A 15,270-nucleotide genomic window follows, 5' to 3' on the forward strand; every position below is an offset into this window, starting at 1 on the left:
CTGGAAACAAGGATAGCGACGCTAACAACCAACTGACCGCCGGTCAATTAAGATATGTAACGATAAAGCCGTTGCACCACATCACCGCTGGTTTTCTCTTTACTCAGCTGAAATTGCTCGGGAACCACCGGTGCCCAATTGGTTGGAGCCTCCACATAGACCCAGGCATTGTCGCGCAACAACGGCCGTGCCAACAGCGCCTCCAGCGTGGGTTGCCAAAGCTGTGCGGCAAAGGGTGGGTCGACGAAAACGCCATCAAAGGGACCGTCCTCGGTGCGTTTCAACCAATCTAGGGCATCGGCGGTCTGAACATCGGCGTCGGACTGCAACTGCCCCACCGCCGCTTTTAGAGCCGCCACCGCCTGCGGGTGTTGCTCAATCAGCCAGACCCGCTGTGCGCCGCGAGATGATGCCTCCAGACCCAAAGCCCCGGTTCCGGCATAGAGATCAGCGACTCGACTGCCAGCCAGCTCAAACTGCAACCAGTTAAATAAGGTTTCGCGCTGGCGATCGCCAGTCGGCCGCAAGCCATCGAGGTTGGCAATTGATAAACGCCGGCCACGATGCTGACCGCCAATCAAACGAACCAGGCCAGCTCCACGGCCGGGGTTGGGGCGATTTCTACGTGCCATCTAGCGGGATTCCATGCTCTGTTGACGTTGTTGGTTGACCGCAGCCAGATCGACCTGCGCCAGTCGCTCGGGTTGGCGCAGCAAGAAATCCAACGGTAATTCATAGACCGCCGTGGTTAACAAGTAACGATGAATCTGATCGGCCCGACGCTGGCGCTGCGCCGCCGCATTCTGATAAGCCGATAGCACCGGTTCCAGTTCGTCTTCCGTAACAGGTTCAAACAGCGATGGCGCCAAAGTCTGGTTAAACAGTACTTGGCTGCGAACGGCACGATGATCCCAACGGACATCTGGCTGGTAGCCACCCAGTCGCTGCTCCAGCACATCCACCCAGATCAGAAAGGCCAGTTGCTCATCACTGCCCATCGGTGGTGCCGTCAGTCGCGATACGGCCGCCGCCGCGCGAACCTCACCCGGGAGCGCCTCACCGCGCAACGGACCATTTAAGGGCTCCAAGGCGGCCAGCCATTCATCATTTAACGATCCGGACACAACGATGCGCCGTTCATCGCTGTCTGGCAGCCAATCGACCAGAAAATCAACGCTGGTCTCCAGCAACTGAAGTCGAGCCGGATTAACGACAGTGACCACAAACTGCCCGCCCTGGCGAGAGAGACTGAGACCGGATGAGTCGCCGGTTGCCAACATCTCGGCGGGTGCCTGTGGCTGAACAACACTCAGACGAATCTGTTCGGCTTGCGGTAAATCCACCTGCCAGCGATTGCTCGTTTGTTCAAAGTCGACCTCATCCAGCGACCAACGCTGAGGGTCAGCCTCAGCCGAATCGGCATCGGGCTCGCCACCCAACTGGTTCAAAATAAAGATCAGCGGAATGGTGACGTAAATAATGATCCAGAGCGTTCGACGGCTAAAATGAAACATGCTCGATCCAGATTAATTGATGACACCCCATCAGGGTTGGCGGTGATCCAAAACGTTCTGTGATGCGGCAAACGTTTCGTGGCGACAAATGTACCTAAGCCCTGCTTCAGATGCCACGATGGACACTTCGCTTTGGCTCGCCGAGCGCTTTTGCTAGCATAGGCCGGCTTAGGGCCACCACGGCCTGTCATCCATTAGAAGGTTTGATCCTCCATGTTCGGCTTTGGCAAAAAGCGCTCGACCACAACGACCGACACTCCTGATAACGAAGCCTCCTGGTTTGGCCGGGTCCGCCAAGGACTGGGCCGTACCCGAGGCAATCTGACATCTGGCCTGGCTGCGGCTCTGGGCGGCAAAAAGCAGATCGACGACGACCTGCTTGAAGAATTAGAAACGCTGCTACTGACAGCCGATGTCGGCATTGAAGCAACCCGGGCCATTCTGGAATCACTCACTGAGACCTTGGGTCGTCGCGAGCTCAAAGACAGCGATGCGCTGGTGGCGGCGTTGCGCGACACCTTGGTGAACGAACTCAAAACCGTTGAGGCGCCGTTACAGATCGATCGCAGCAAGTCGCCTTATGTGATTCTGGTCGTCGGCGTCAACGGCGTGGGCAAAACCACCACCATCGGCAAACTCAGTAAGCGCTTGGAAAAAGACGGTCACTCGGTATTGCTCGCTGCAGGTGACACCTTCCGTGCTGCCGCTGTCGAGCAGCTCCAAACCTGGGGTGAACGCAACGACATTCCAGTCATCGCTCAACATACGGGCGCTGACAGTGCTTCGGTGATTTTCGATGCCGTCCAAGCCGCGCAGGCGCGCGATATTGACGTCGTCATCGCCGATACGGCTGGCCGCCTGCACAACAAAGACAACCTGATGCAGGAACTGAGCAAAGTGGTTCGGGTGATGAAAAAGCTCGACGACACGGCACCGCATGAAGTACTGCTAGTACTGGATGCTGGTACCGGCCAGAACGCCATCAGCCAAGCACAAAGCTTTACCGATGCCGTTCATTTAACGGGTCTTGCGTTAACCAAATTGGACGGCACCGCTCGCGGCGGCGTGATCTTCGCGCTGGCACGCAAACTGGGGATTCCGGTTCGTTTTATCGGTGTTGGCGAACAGGTCGATGACCTGCGGCCCTTCGAAGCCGACACCTTTGTCGATGCGCTTTTGGACCAGGACAGCGAATGATTCATTTCGATCAGGTCAGCAAACGCTACGACGGGGGTCACGAGGCCCTCGCCAGCGTTGATTTGCACATTGAACGCGGCGAGATGGTTTTCTTAACCGGTCACAGTGGCGCCGGAAAAAGCACCCTGCTGAAACTGATCATGCGCATCGAAAAACCCTCATCGGGCCAACTCAGGGTCAATGGCCAATTGCTCAATCGATTAGGCAAAGGCCGGGTGCCGTTCTTTCGGCGCGATCTGGGCATCGTGCACCAGGACCACCAGTTATTGATGGATCAAACTGTTTTTGACAACGTCGCCCTGCCGCTGGTGATTGCCGGAGAGCACCCCCGCGATGTCACCCGCCGAGTCCGCGCCGCCCTCGATAAAGTCGGTTTGCTGGAGCGCGAAAACTACCGCCCCATTCAACTGTCCGGCGGTGAACAGCAACGAGTCGGCATCGCCCGAGCCGTGGTTCGAAAACCGGCTCTGCTTCTGGCCGATGAGCCGACCGGAAACCTCGACCCGGCGTTGTCACGCGACATCATGGCTCTGTTTTCAGAATTTAACCGCGTGGGCACCACTGTGCTCATCGCCAGTCACGACCTGGGATTGATCGCACGACTGAACTATCGCGTGATTTCCTTACAAGAAGGCCGCTTACTGACCACGCCTTTTGGTGGAGGCCGCTCATGACGGCTCAACGTCAGCAAGCCATGAACCGCCGCCGCGATGAACCGGCCCAGGGCGCTTCTGCTGCCTGGATACGCCACCATCGGGATTGCGCCGTAGCTGCGTTGATGAGACTGGTGCGCAACCCAGTCTCAAGCGCCCTAACCTGGCTGGTCATTGCTATTTCTCTGACGTTACCGACCCTGTTTTACCTCGCTTTGGCGTCACTGGAACATCAGACCGAACGCTGGCAGGCTGGCGGTCAGATCACCCTGTATCTGACCGACGCCACCAGTTTGGAAGAAGGCCAAACCCTGACCGAGGAGTTAGCCCAGCGTCCAGAAGTAATCAGCACGCGTTACGTGGCGGCCGATGAGGCCTGGCAGAGCTTCAGTCAGTCATTGACACTGGACGATGATCGCCTGCAATTGGAAAGTAACCCCTTGCCCGCCAGCATCGTCGTCGTTCCTGACGGCCAGAGCTCAACCGACCTAGAAGCCTTGCAGCTGTTAATTACCAGCCTGCCACAGGTCGAAGATGTTCAACTCGATCTGGCCTGGATTGACCGGCTTAATCGTTTCCTGGAATTGATTGCCACGGGCGTGACCGGTTTAGCCATATTGCTGGGCGTTGCTGTTCTGCTGGTGGTCGGAAATACCATTCGCCTGGCCATCGAATCTCGTAAAGAAGAGATTCGCATCGTCAAATTACTGGGCGCCACCGAAGCCTTTATCAAACGTCCCTTTTTATACTTAGGCCTTTGGTACGGCCTGCTCGGCGGCATGGCTGCTTGGATTCTGGTCAGTGGAATTGCCTGGTGGTTACATACGCCGCTCAGTGCTTTTCTGGATACCTATGGACTGGACGCGCACGTCACTTGGCTCGATATTGGTGAAACCTTCATATTGTTGCTCAGCGCCACCCTGGTCAGCCTGACAGGCACCCACATTGCTCTATGGCGCCATTTGCGCGAAGCCGAACCGCGTTAGATTGATCCAAAGAAGCCCGCGCTGCGTAGGTGACTTTGTTCACTGGCAGGACGATGGAATTTCGCTATCGTTACCATCCAAACGTAGCCCTAGTTTTGCAGGACCTTTACTGGCGATACTAGGGTCGTACCGCGGTTTTCTGATAGTATAAGTGACACATAAACCGCATCCACCGTTACAAACGCGTGATGGGGAGGAGACAACGTGAAACTGAACAGCAGTGTTCCGGCTCTAGCTCTGGATTCCTTGGCACCAGGCCAAAATCTGGAGTCTTACATCCAATCAGTCAATGCCTTCGATCTGCTCACCGCAGAAGAAGAGAAAGAACTGGCTGAGCGACTTTATTACCAGGAAGACATCGACGCAGCACGTCGGCTCGTTTTGTCTCACCTGCGTTTTGTAGTTCACATCGCGAAAAGCTATTCCGGTTATGGCCTGAATCAGGGCGACCTGATCCAAGAAGGTAATGTCGGCCTAATGAAGGCTGTCCGTCGTTTCAATCCGGAAGTTGGTGTTCGCCTGGTATCCTTTGCTGTGCACTGGATCAAAGCCGAAATCCACGAATTTATCCTGCGTAACTGGCGCATTGTCAAAGTTGCGACCACCAAGGCACAACGCAAACTCTTCTTTAACCTGCGCTCCTCTAAAAAGCGTCTGGGATGGTTGAATGAGCGCGAAGCCCAAGCCATTGCTGACGATCTGGGCGTTAATCTCAAGACCGTTTATGAAATGGAAGGTCGCCTAACCGCTCACGATGCCACCTTCGATGCACCGACCGAAGACGACGACGAGGGTCCGGCCCTGTCGCCTGTGCACTACTTAGAGTCTCAGGGTGCCGATCCCGCCGCTCTGGTCGAGCAGGAAAATTACGAGAGCGATGCCAATGAGCAACTTTTTGCTGCTCTGGCTGATCTGGATGATCGTTCCAAAGACATTATCCAGCGTCGCTGGCTGAACGAAAACAAAGCCACTTTACATGAATTGGCTGATGTTTATGGCGTTTCAGCTGAGCGTATTCGTCAGCTCGAAAAAAATGCGATGAAGAAAGTTAAAAAGGTCATGAGCATCGATTTCTAACCTTTCTGCTTTTTCACGCAATGATTAAAGCCGCTGTACTATCAGCGGCTTTTTTACGTTTAAACGAACAGCGAAATAACCATGAATGCACACTCTCGGCTCATTCTGATAGCAGGCGCGATACTGGCGGGTCTTGGCGTTGCCTTTGGTGCTTTCGGAAGCCATGCACTGGAAACACTGGTGAGCAACCAGCGCCTTGAGACCTGGCAAACGGCGGTGCGTTATCAACTTATCCACGCCTTAGCGTTGTTGGCGATAGGCGCAATCCAGCTCCATACACTCGAACAAAAACTGACAGGACCCGCATACTGTCTGGCGCTGGGCAGCATAGTGTTCAGCGGCAGTCTTTATGCGTTGGTGCTGCTGGATATGTCGATACTCGGTGCCTTAACCCCCATTGGTGGCTTGGGCCAATTAACCGGCTGGACCTGGTTCACATTCATTCTGTGGCGCTGGCGCCCGACTCGTTAATCAAAGGATGCTTCATGACCGAGGAAAGAGCGCCCATTCAGCGCAAAATTCGCAGTTTTGTCATGCGTACCGGCCGCATGACTGAAGGCCAGAAATTAGCCCTGGACTCTGGCTGGGAGGATTTTGGCCTTGAACACAAAATGGGGCGGCTGGATTTAAACCAGGTATTTGGTAATACCGCACCGGTCGTCTTCGAAATTGGCTTTGGCAACGGCGACTCGCTGGCCGAAATGGCACGCGCCCGCCCGCAGGCAAACTTTATTGGTGTTGAAGTCCATACGCCGGGCGTTGGCCGCCTGCTGCATCATGTGCAGCAAGATAACCTGAGCAATATCCGGGTCTTCCGAGAAGATGCGGTGGAAATTCTGCACGACTGCATTGCGGACCATAGCCTGGACTGTGTCCAGCTGTTCTTTCCTGATCCGTGGCATAAAAAACGTCATCACAAACGTCGTATCGTGCAACCAGAGTTCGCGCAATTACTGCGACGTAAGCTTATCCAAGGCGGCACCTTTCACATGGCGACCGATTGGCAAAACTACGCTGAGCATATGTTGGAAGTCATGGACGCGGCCGAAGGCTTTGAAAACACCGCCGGTGTTGGAAACTATCAAAACGGGCGCCCTGAACATCGCCCCGTTACTAAATTCGAACAACGTGGCCAACGTTTAGGGCATGGTGTTTGGGATTTAATTTACCGAACGCTCTAACCAAAAAGGGCCAGCGACTGCTGGCCCTTTCGAACTCAATTATTGATCCAATTTTCAATCAACTGATCGTAGGGAACTGTGGTTCCACGCGGCATTTCATTATCGAGTTTGGCTTTTGGCGAGCCAGGCTGCGACAACCAATATTCCGGGTCTCGCTCTTCATTCAGCTTCGGCGCGTATTGATCAAAGACGTTCGCCCGTGCCAAACGCGCCATGATGTCGTCCATCTCCTCTGCCAAGTTGTTCAAGGCTTCCTCGGCACTGATATCACCATTGACGGCGGGCGCCAGGTTCTGCCACCACAAGGGCGCCATACGCGGGTAATCAGGCACATTGGTTGATGACGGTGTCCACCAGTTTTCGTTCTCACTGCGATAGAACTCAACCAGGCCGCCCAGACGGGGCGCCATAGCACCGAATTGATCCGACTCGATATCAGAGCGACGGATCGGTGTCAGCCCGGTCAACAGTTTTTGCAAAGACACTGATTTAGCGGTGGTGAACTGCGCAAACAACCAAGCTGCGGTGCGTCGATCTTCTGGCGTTGACTCAAAAAACGTCCAGGAACCAACGTCCTGATAGCCCACTTTCATGCCTTCTTCCCAGTAAGGCCCTGCCGGTGACGGCGCCATACGCCACAGCGGACCGCTGTCACTGTTAACGGGCAGTTCCGGATCAATCATGTCGGCGGTGAAAGTGGTGTACCAAAACATCTGCTGAGCAATGTTACCCTGAGCCGGAACCGGACCGGCTTCGCCAAAGGTCATCCCCTGAGCTTCAGGCGGCGCATAGTCACGTAACCAGTCGACCATCTTGGTAACCGCGAAAATCGATGCCGGCGAGTTGGTTGCTCCACCTCGTGACACACTGGCACCCACCGGATTACTGTTTTCATCCACGCGAATCCCCCAGTCATCGACCGGATTGCCAAAGGGCACGCCTTGGCTGCCCATGCCGGCCATCGATAACCAGGAATCGTGGAAGCGCCAACCCAAAGATGGATCGCGGCGACCATAATCCATATGTCCGTATACGGTTCGACCGTCGATTTCGCCAACGTGTTCGGTAAAGAACTCCGCTATATCTTCATAGGCTGTCCAGTTCGTGGGCACACCCAGATCGTAACCATAGATATCGCGGAACTGTTCCTGAAAATCAGCGCGCTGGAACCAGTCGTAGCGGAACCAATACAGGTTAGCAAACTGTTGCGTCGGCAACTGGAAGATACTGCCATCCGGGCCAGTGGTGTACTGAATACCGATGAAATCATCCAGATCGAGTGTAGGCAACGTATAGTCCGCCCACTCATTTTCCATCGCTTGCGAAATATTCGTAGTCACGCCATAGCGAATATGCGTACCAATGGCATCGGAATCATTAACGAAACCATCGTAAATATTTCGACCCGACTGCATTTGCGTTTGCATGGTATCCACAACATCCCCTTCACCGATGATGTTATGGGTGACTTCAATACCAGTAATCTCGGCAAATGCTTTAGCCAACACATTCGCTTCGTACTCATGCGTCGTCAGACCTTCAGCGACCGTATTAATCTGCATGCCTCGGAAAGGTTCTGCGGCTTGGGCAAACCACTCCAGCTCTGCAATTTGCTCCTCACGCGTCAGTGTTGACTGTTGGAACTCTTCATCAATCCAACGTTCAATAACGGCGCGTCGATCTTCCGCCTGTACACTGCCGGAGGCCATCAAAGCGCTGAGAGCCAGCGTAGATAGGTAGGGGATCTTATTGTTATTCATAGCCACCTCGTTGCTATCGAGAACTGTCATCCTTGACGTTTATCTCGTCCATGACTTTTAATTTGACTTAACCCCAGCGCATTAAAATGGCCATCCATACAGCCGACGCACCTAAGGCAAACCAAATCGAAATGTCGGTAAAACCGACAACAGCCAAGTGCAAATATGCTGCACACAACAGACCAATAAAAAGTCGATCGCCACGAGTCGTGACGATCGGTAAAAAACCCTTGCGTTCAATTGTGGGAACCCACAGCTGCCATAAGGTCATGCCAAATAACATCACAGCAATCGCCGTAAAAAAGGCAGCTGTCGGTAAGGTCCACACCATCCACTGAAGCATCACACCACTCCTTTCAGGTCCGGCCCAGAGCAAAGCCCTTGGCGATATAATTGCGTACGAAATAAACCACCATAACACCGGGTAAGATGGTTAATGTTCCTGCTGCAGCCAATAATGACCAATCAATGCCTGAAGCACCTCTCGTCCGTGTCATGATGGCACCGATCGGCTGCGCATCTGTCGCAGTCAGCGTTCTGGCAAGTAGAAGTTCCACCCAGGAAAACATGAATAAAAAGAACAGTGTGACGCCAATACCCGAACGAATCATTGGAATAAATACTCGAACAAAAAAGCGCGGAAAGCTGTAACCATCAATGTAGGCCGTCTCATCCACCTCTTTAGGAACACCGCTCATAAAGCCTTCTAGAATCCAGACCGCCAACGGTATATTGAATAAACAATGCGCCAACGCGACGGCGATATGGGTATCGAATAAACCAACCGAATAATAAAGCTGGAAGTAAGGCAGCAGGAAAACAGCAGGCGGTGCCATCAGGTTTGTCAGCAGCCAAAAGAACAGATGTTTATCACCAATAAACCGGTAGCGACTGAATGCATAGGCAGCCGGCAATGCGACCAGAATGCTGATCAGCATGTTCGTCACAACGTACAACAGTGAATTGACGTACCCCATATACCAACTCGGGTCCGTTAAAATTTCGATGTAGCTGTCGAAGGTCAGGCTTTTGGGAAACAACGAAAAACCGGACAGTATCTCAGTATTGGTCTTAAACGACATACTCACTAACCAATAGATCGGCAACAGCAGGAAAATGAGAAACAGGCCGAGAAAAAAACGTTGTCGCCAACGTTGGGCACTCGGATTGTTCCGTAATTTCCGCTTCACGAAAGTCGTTGTCTGCGATGTCGAATAATGATTTGAAGTTGTCATAAGCTTACCTCGGCTGTGACGTGTTCTTGTCACGCCCCATATTCAAAATGGCCACATAGAAGCAATAACAAACCGCCAGAATGATCAGAAAATATATAATGGAGAACGCGGCTGAAGGCCCCAGGTCTTGTTGGCCGATGGCCATGGTAGTCAGGGTCTGGCTTAAGAAGGTCGTTGAACTGCCTGGACCACCGCCGGTTAAAACAAAAGGCTCGGCATAAATCATGAACGAGTGCATAAACCGAAGCAGCACACCGATGACTAGCACATTGCTCAGCTTAGGCAGCTGAATGTAACGGAAAATAGCCCAGCGTGATGCGCGATCAATTCGCGCCGCCTGATAATAGGCCTGAGGTATTGCCTGCAAGCCGCTATAGCACAGCAGAGCGACTAAGGGCGTCCAATGCCAGACATCCATTAACACAATGGTTACCCAGGCATCACCATCATTACGGGTGATGTTGTAGGCATAACCCAACTCCCGCAGCCCAACGCCAGCCAGGCCGATATCGGTACGAGTAAAAATCAGCCAAATGGTTCCCACGACATTCCAGGGCACTAACAACGGTAACGTGACCAGTATGAGTATCAGGGACGCCCGCCAACCTTTTTTGGGCATCATCAGTGCAACGCCAATACCCAAAGGTACTTCAATGGCGAGAATAGTGAATGAGAAAATAAACTGCCGGATCAGTGCCTGCTGTAACTGGCTGTCGTTAAGGATATCCTTGAACCATTCGGTGCCAACGAAATACGCGCTGCTACCCAAAATATCTTGAACCGAATAATTTACCACCGTCATCAACGGAATGATGGCTGAAAAAGCCACTAACAAAAGCATGGGCAATACTAAAAACCAGGCTTTGTTATTCTCCACTTTATTCATCGTCATCCCCCACTCGATATTCATCGACGTAGATATTCAACCACTGCTCGGGAAAACTAACGTAGGCCTTTTGCGAAGGAATATTTTGGTCTTCGTTTAAACGAGCTCTGACTATCTGGCCACCCAAATAAAATGACAGGATTCGGTAGGTACCCAGGTCCTCTACGTCCTGCACCTCAACTTCAAAAGCTTCATCATTGGGCTCATCCCAAACGTGTATAAACTCTGGTCGTATGCCCGCTTTGATGTTGGATGACCCCGAGGCGATTGCACTCTGCAACCGCCGTGGATTAGCTGGGATTCGTAAACCTGAGAAATGAACATTGTGTTCGTCGACCGTCACCTCCAGAAAGTTCATACCGGGACTGCCGATAAAGAACCCGACGAATGTATGTGCCGGACGCTCGAACAATTCTCGTGGCGTCCCAAACTGGACGATCTGGCCGTCGTACATAACGGCAATTTTTTCCGCAAAGGTCGATGCTTCAAGCTGATCGTGCGTAACGTAGATCATGGTGATATTAAAGCGCTCATGAATTTGCTTGAGCTTGCGTCGCAATTTCCATTTCAACTGTGGATCGATAACAGTCAAAGGTTCATCGAACAAAATGGCAGAGACGTCATCGCGAACCAAACCACGCCCCATCGATACCTTTTGCTTTTCGTCAGCACTGAGGTTTTTAGCTTTTCGATGCAAGACAGACGTCAGTTCAAGAATATCGGCAACTTCATGAACCTTGGCTGGAATCAAATGTTTGGCCATACCAATATTCTTTAACGGAAAGGCCAGGTTGTCGTAGACGGTCATGGTGTCGTACACCACTGGAAACTGGAAAACCTGGGCAATGTTGCGTTCTTCCGGGGAAAGCTCATTCACTCTTTCCGTGTCGAACAACACCTCACCTTCCGAAGGGCTGAGCAGGCCTGAAATAATATTGAGCATCGTTGACTTGCCGCAGCCGGAAGGCCCCAACAAAGCGTATGCGCCGCCTTGGTGCCAAACATGATCCATTTGCCGGATGGCATAGTCCGAGTCAGCACCTGCTTTGGCGTCGTACGTATGCGCCAGACTTCGTAAGATAATTTCCGCCATATCATCGACCTCCTAAACGTGTTGGCACATGAACAACAGCGCCGGTTGAGTCGAAGACATAAATTTTGTGAGTAGGAAAATAAACCTTTACTACTTGATCAACCGCGTATTCGTGTACGCCCGATAAATGCAGAATCAACTCAAACTGTTCACTACGAACGTGAAGAAAGGTCTCAGAACCACTGATCTCTGCGAGGTCCACCCGTACGGTTAGTTCAAGATCATCGTCAGCGTGAGGCACCAAGCCGATGTGTGACGCCCGCACACCAAACTGATAATTACCGGGTTTCAGCCCGCTTAAATCCTGATTCAATTTGAAATGTACCGACTCATCAAACGTCACTTCCGATTCCGTTACTCGACCGGCAACGATATTGATGGGCGGTTCCGAGAACATCTGGGCAGTCAGAATATCCTTAGGGCGGTGGTAAACGTCTGGGGTTTTACCGTATTGCAGCAGCTCACCTTCATGCAAAACGGCGGTGTGCCCACCGAGTGCCAATGCCTCATTGGGTTCCGTCGTGGCATAAACAGCGATGCAATGCTTGGCTTTAAACAATTCACGCAATTCCTCGCGGAACTCTTCACGCAGTTTGTAATCGAGATTAACCAAAGGCTCATCAAACAGGATCAGGTCGGCATCTTTAACTAAGGCCCGAGCCATCGCCGTGCGTTGTTGCTGACCGCCAGAAAGCTCCAAAGGGAAACGCTCAAGATGCGCTTCAATGTGCAGCATCTGAGCCGTTTCGCGTACACGTTGATCAATAACGTCTTTTGGCAACCGAGCCAGGCGTAGAGGGGAAGCAATATTTTCATACACCGTTTGGTCGGGGTAATTGATGAACTGCTGGTAGACCATCGATAAGTTGCGCTTGCGAACTGGCATACCCGTTACATCGACGCCGTTCATAATGACGGCACCTGAGGTCGGACGTTCCAGGCCGGCCATCAGCCGCATCAACGTGGTTTTACCCGCTAAGGTACGTCCGAGCAGGACATTGAAGGACCCAGGTTCCAGCGTAAGACTGATGTCTTTGATCCATTCCTGACCGCCAACGACTTTGCTGACGCGCTCAAGGGCTAGGGACATTGCTGCTTCTCTTTTGTTGTTATTGTTGACCACTGCTGTTCATTGAAACGTTTGCAGTCAGTCTTTCAGCGTTCTTCTGGGGTTATTACAACTTCAGTGCCAATAATACGAAACAAAACGAACAAATTTAAATTACCCTATTTTTCAATAGGTTATAAACGATCAATAAGAAACTCGTGCCATCAGAACTTTTTGCCATTGTTCATTTGTGTTCATATCTAACTAGCAATGTTCAACAGTTGTTCAGCGTTATGAACAGTGGCGGTTGAACACACTTCAGGTATGCTGGAAGCGCCTGATAAGGCTGGAAGAAGTACAACAATAACGAAACTTCTACCTGAGAACGGCAATGACAGATACAGATGAAGCCTTACTCCTGGGCTTGCAATCAACCGAGTCAAAAACGGCGGACCTGCCCCACCATAAAGTCATCGAGAACTCCTGGTCTCGGTGCGAATCCTATGGTTTGTCACACAGCAGCCAACCGCAGTTTGGCGAGGTGCGTAAAGGGCACGTGGCCGCGTTACTCGATGAACATCACAACCTAGTTCACACCACCGAAACAGAGGTTTTGCCCCACTACCAGAACATTCTGTCCAATTCAGCCTGCCTGATTGTTCTGGCTGATAATCAAGGCCAGGTGCTCAATACATGGGGGGCGAGCCGATTTCATGACAGTGATCGTCACGGCTTGCTTCCGGGCTATCAGTGGAGAGAAGTAGGTACGGGAACCAATGCCATCGGTACTGCCTTAGCGACTGGTCAGGCTGTACAAGTCAGCCGCGACGAGCATTTTCTGCGAGCAAATCGCTATATGGTCGGTTCGGCCTCACCCATCTACGACACACACAAAAAGATGATCGGCGTCCTCGACATCTCGTCCGACGCCTACCTGCCTCAGGATCATACCCTTGGCATGGTGAAGCTGATGTCGCTCAGTGTTGAGAATCAGTTGATCTATGCAGCATTCCAGCGGGATCACTTTATTGTCACCTTCAGCGCTAACATCAGTGGTCTGGATTCTCACTGGTCTGGCATGTTGGTGTTAGACGACAGTGGCAAAGTCATTTCCGCCAATCGACGCGCCTGGGCAATGCTGGCAAAAGATCTGGCACTGTTGAACATCGAGCAAATCTTCGATTGCCGTTTTCTGGAGTTATGTCATCAACCCGCTAACACGCCTCTTTCATTAAAGGCGTTCGGCCGATACCACACCTGGGTCAGGGTGCAGCCTCCTTCAGCCCCGCCGCTTAAAATACCGGATTATCGACAAGCACAGACGGCAAAAGAAACCGTCCCACCGAAAGCAACGAGCTTTGCTAAGCACGACGATTTGCCTTTCGATGTTGTTCCCTTTGACGAATTAGAGCATGGCGATGCGAACGTACGGCAGGTGCTGCTGCAACTTAGCAAAGTCATCGAAAAGGACATTCCTGTTTTAATTCATGGCGAGACAGGCGCAGGCAAAGAAATTCTGGTTCGCTCACTGCACTACCATGGCAGTCGCCGAAAGAAGAACCTGGTAGCCGTCAATTGTGCTTCCATTCCTGCCGACCTTATTGAATCGGAACTGTTTGGGTACCAAAAAGGCGCCTTTACCGGTGCTAACCAGGATGGCGCTATCGGATTGATTCGCCGCGCGGATGGCGGCACGCTTTTCCTGGATGAAATCGGAGAAATGCCGATTACCATGCAAGCGAGATTACTCCGGGTTCTTCAGGAAAGGGTCGTAACGCCACTGGGTTCGACAGAAACCTATCCGATCAATATCCGCTTAATCTCTGCCACCAATCGCGATCTGAAACAGGCCGTTCAGCAGGGCGAGTTTCGCCAGGACCTGTATTATCGTCTGGCTGGATTAAACGTTACTCTACCGGCACTTCGGCACCGAACGGATAAAGCCGAACTGATCAACTACGCCACTCAACGCCTGCAATCAGAAGACGTTCAACTGCAGCTGTCTCCCGCCGTGCTGGACCTGTTTCTACAACACCCCTGGCCCGGCAATATGCGCCAATTAAGTAACGTTTTAAAAGTTGCCAGCGCCATGAGCGATGATGGTCTTATTAAGCCCGAGCATCTGCCAGAAGATTTTTACGACGACTTAGAACCTTCGCCAAGAAATCAGGAATCTCATTCATTGGATGGCGTTCAAGCAGAGCCTATGCAGGCGACACTGGCTGAGAAGATAACGACGTATTACCAGCAAACCGGAGGCAATATTAGCCGTACCGCGCGATTGGCGGGTGTGAGTCGAAATACGGTTTATAAATATTTGCGTTGAAGCACGGCGGAAAAGCGCGTTCCCGGGCTATCGTCGCCCCTGATCTTCATGCCATAAAAAATCGAGTCGTCGAACCGCCCAAGCCATCTCTGACCTGGGCGGCACTCCGCTTCTCGTAGAGGAGGTCATCGTAGTGCTTGTGTTGCAGACAATAAAAAACCCCGAACCATCTCTGGTCCGGGGCGGTATTAAAAGCTTGACGATGACCTACTCTCACATGGGGAAGCCCCACACTACCATCGGCGAGGCTGCGTTTCACGACTGAGTTCGGCAAGGAGTCAGGTGGTTCCACAGCTCTATGGTCGTCAAGCAAA

15 protein-coding genes and 1 rRNA gene are annotated in these 15,270 nt (G+C 52.2%); 7 read left to right on the top strand and 9 right to left on the bottom strand.

The genetic code is table 11. From position 1 onward, the window contains the following. Positions 1 to 47: 47 nt before the first annotated feature. Together rsmD and BGP77_RS01050 are read right to left on the bottom strand one after the other, a co-directional pair. Positions 48 to 632, bottom strand: coding sequence for a 16S rRNA (guanine(966)-N(2))-methyltransferase RsmD (rsmD, locus tag BGP77_RS01045; protein ID WP_108162872.1), 585 nt, complete (start codon positions 630 to 632; stop codon positions 48 to 50). Beyond that, positions 633 to 1,514, bottom strand: a complete 882-nt coding sequence (locus BGP77_RS01050; RefSeq protein WP_108162873.1) for a hypothetical protein — start codon at positions 1,512 to 1,514, stop codon at positions 633 to 635. Between the two features lie 213 nt (positions 1,515 to 1,727). On the opposite strand from BGP77_RS01050, the gene ftsY reads away from it, so the two are divergent. The 6 genes from ftsY (at position 1,728) to trmB (ending at position 6,608) form a co-directional block, all read left to right on the top strand. Beyond that, a complete protein-coding gene (gene ftsY / locus BGP77_RS01055; RefSeq protein ID WP_108162874.1) occupies positions 1,728 to 2,711 on the top strand; it encodes a signal recognition particle-docking protein FtsY in 984 nt (327 codons plus the stop codon). Beyond that, positions 2,708 to 3,385: a cell division ATP-binding protein FtsE gene (gene ftsE, locus BGP77_RS01060; protein WP_108162875.1), complete on the top strand. Its 678-nt coding sequence runs from the start codon at positions 2,708 to 2,710 to the stop codon at positions 3,383 to 3,385. The genes ftsY and ftsE overlap by 4 nt, the downstream gene beginning before the upstream one ends. Continuing rightward, complete coding sequence (gene ftsX / locus BGP77_RS01065) at positions 3,382 to 4,350, top strand: permease-like cell division protein FtsX (RefSeq protein ID WP_108162876.1); 969 nt, start codon at positions 3,382 to 3,384, stop codon at positions 4,348 to 4,350. The genes ftsE and ftsX overlap by 4 nt, the downstream gene beginning before the upstream one ends. A 204-nt stretch (positions 4,351 to 4,554) precedes the next feature. Further along, the gene (gene rpoH, locus BGP77_RS01070; RefSeq protein ID WP_199224155.1) at positions 4,555 to 5,427 is read left to right on the top strand and encodes an RNA polymerase sigma factor RpoH; all 873 of its coding nucleotides are present in this window, start codon (positions 4,555 to 4,557) and stop codon (positions 5,425 to 5,427) included. A gap of 81 nt (positions 5,428 to 5,508) precedes the next feature. Beyond that, positions 5,509 to 5,898 carry a DUF423 domain-containing protein gene (locus BGP77_RS01075; RefSeq protein ID WP_108162877.1) on the top strand — a complete coding sequence of 130 codons (390 nt, stop codon included), beginning with the start codon at positions 5,509 to 5,511 and terminating at the stop codon, positions 5,896 to 5,898. Positions 5,899 to 5,912: 14 nt separating this feature from the next. Further along, positions 5,913 to 6,608: a tRNA (guanosine(46)-N7)-methyltransferase TrmB gene (gene trmB, locus BGP77_RS01080; protein WP_108162878.1), complete on the top strand. Its 696-nt coding sequence runs from the start codon at positions 5,913 to 5,915 to the stop codon at positions 6,606 to 6,608. 35 nt (positions 6,609 to 6,643) lie between these two features. Here trmB and BGP77_RS01085 read toward each other — a convergent pair whose 3' ends face one another. From BGP77_RS01085 to BGP77_RS01110, 6 genes are all read right to left on the bottom strand, one after another. After that, positions 6,644 to 8,368 (bottom strand): ABC transporter substrate-binding protein, encoded by a 1,725-nt coding sequence (locus BGP77_RS01085; RefSeq protein ID WP_108162879.1) that lies wholly within the window; start codon positions 8,366 to 8,368, stop codon positions 6,644 to 6,646. A gap of 67 nt (positions 8,369 to 8,435) precedes the next feature. Continuing rightward, positions 8,436 to 8,711, bottom strand: a complete 276-nt coding sequence (locus BGP77_RS01090; protein ID WP_233252265.1) for a DUF2160 domain-containing protein — start codon at positions 8,709 to 8,711, stop codon at positions 8,436 to 8,438. Between the two features lie 13 nt (positions 8,712 to 8,724). Next, the gene (locus BGP77_RS01095) at positions 8,725 to 9,603 is read right to left on the bottom strand and encodes a carbohydrate ABC transporter permease (RefSeq protein WP_108162880.1); all 879 of its coding nucleotides are present in this window, start codon (positions 9,601 to 9,603) and stop codon (positions 8,725 to 8,727) included. Between the two features lie 4 nt (positions 9,604 to 9,607). Beyond that, entirely contained in the window at positions 9,608 to 10,489 is an 882-nt protein-coding gene (locus BGP77_RS01100; RefSeq protein ID WP_108162904.1) for a carbohydrate ABC transporter permease, read from the bottom strand. Further along, positions 10,482 to 11,582 carry an ABC transporter ATP-binding protein gene (locus BGP77_RS01105; RefSeq protein ID WP_108162881.1) on the bottom strand — a complete coding sequence of 367 codons (1,101 nt, stop codon included), beginning with the start codon at positions 11,580 to 11,582 and terminating at the stop codon, positions 10,482 to 10,484. The genes BGP77_RS01100 and BGP77_RS01105 overlap by 8 nt, the downstream gene beginning before the upstream one ends. A 1-nt stretch (position 11,583) precedes the next feature. Then, positions 11,584 to 12,672: an ABC transporter ATP-binding protein gene (locus BGP77_RS01110; RefSeq protein ID WP_108162882.1), complete on the bottom strand. Its 1,089-nt coding sequence runs from the start codon at positions 12,670 to 12,672 to the stop codon at positions 11,584 to 11,586. Positions 12,673 to 13,021: 349 nt separating this feature from the next. Here BGP77_RS01110 and BGP77_RS01115 point away from each other — a divergent pair, with 349 nt between their 5' ends. After that, positions 13,022 to 14,956 (top strand): sigma-54-dependent Fis family transcriptional regulator, encoded by a 1,935-nt coding sequence (locus BGP77_RS01115; RefSeq protein ID WP_108162883.1) that lies wholly within the window; start codon positions 13,022 to 13,024, stop codon positions 14,954 to 14,956. 194 nt (positions 14,957 to 15,150) lie between these two features. Here BGP77_RS01115 and rrf read toward each other — a convergent pair. After that, positions 15,151 to 15,266 (bottom strand): 5S ribosomal RNA (rrf, locus tag BGP77_RS01120). Positions 15,267 to 15,270 lie beyond the last annotated feature (4 nt).

The sequence above is a fragment of the Saccharospirillum sp. MSK14-1 genome (assembly GCF_003054965.1).
Taxonomy (GTDB): Bacteria; Pseudomonadota; Gammaproteobacteria; order Pseudomonadales; family Natronospirillaceae; genus Saccharospirillum.

Excerpts from the sequence above, each read along its gene's own strand:
- rsmD (WP_108162872.1), bottom strand. The coding sequence starts at position 632 with ATGGCACGTAGAAATCGCCCCAACCCCGGCCGTGGAGCTGGCCTGGTT.
- BGP77_RS01050 (WP_108162873.1), bottom strand. The coding sequence starts at position 1,514 with ATGTTTCATTTTAGCCGTCGAACGCTCTGGATCATTATTTACGTCACC.
- ftsY (WP_108162874.1), top strand. The coding sequence starts at position 1,728 with ATGTTCGGCTTTGGCAAAAAGCGCTCGACCACAACGACCGACACTCCT.
- ftsE (WP_108162875.1), top strand. The coding sequence starts at position 2,708 with ATGATTCATTTCGATCAGGTCAGCAAACGCTACGACGGGGGTCACGAG.
- ftsX (WP_108162876.1), top strand. The coding sequence starts at position 3,382 with ATGACGGCTCAACGTCAGCAAGCCATGAACCGCCGCCGCGATGAACCG.
- BGP77_RS01075 (WP_108162877.1), top strand. The coding sequence starts at position 5,509 with ATGAATGCACACTCTCGGCTCATTCTGATAGCAGGCGCGATACTGGCG.
- trmB (WP_108162878.1), top strand. The coding sequence starts at position 5,913 with ATGACCGAGGAAAGAGCGCCCATTCAGCGCAAAATTCGCAGTTTTGTC.
- BGP77_RS01085 (WP_108162879.1), bottom strand. The coding sequence starts at position 8,368 with ATGAATAACAATAAGATCCCCTACCTATCTACGCTGGCTCTCAGCGCT.
- BGP77_RS01090 (WP_233252265.1), bottom strand. The coding sequence starts at position 8,711 with ATGCTTCAGTGGATGGTGTGGACCTTACCGACAGCTGCCTTTTTTACG.
- BGP77_RS01095 (WP_108162880.1), bottom strand. The coding sequence starts at position 9,603 with ATGACAACTTCAAATCATTATTCGACATCGCAGACAACGACTTTCGTG.
- BGP77_RS01100 (WP_108162904.1), bottom strand. The coding sequence starts at position 10,489 with ATGAATAAAGTGGAGAATAACAAAGCCTGGTTTTTAGTATTGCCCATG.
- BGP77_RS01105 (WP_108162881.1), bottom strand. The coding sequence starts at position 11,582 with ATGGCGGAAATTATCTTACGAAGTCTGGCGCATACGTACGACGCCAAA.
- BGP77_RS01110 (WP_108162882.1), bottom strand. The coding sequence starts at position 12,672 with ATGTCCCTAGCCCTTGAGCGCGTCAGCAAAGTCGTTGGCGGTCAGGAA.
- BGP77_RS01115 (WP_108162883.1), top strand. The coding sequence starts at position 13,022 with ATGACAGATACAGATGAAGCCTTACTCCTGGGCTTGCAATCAACCGAG.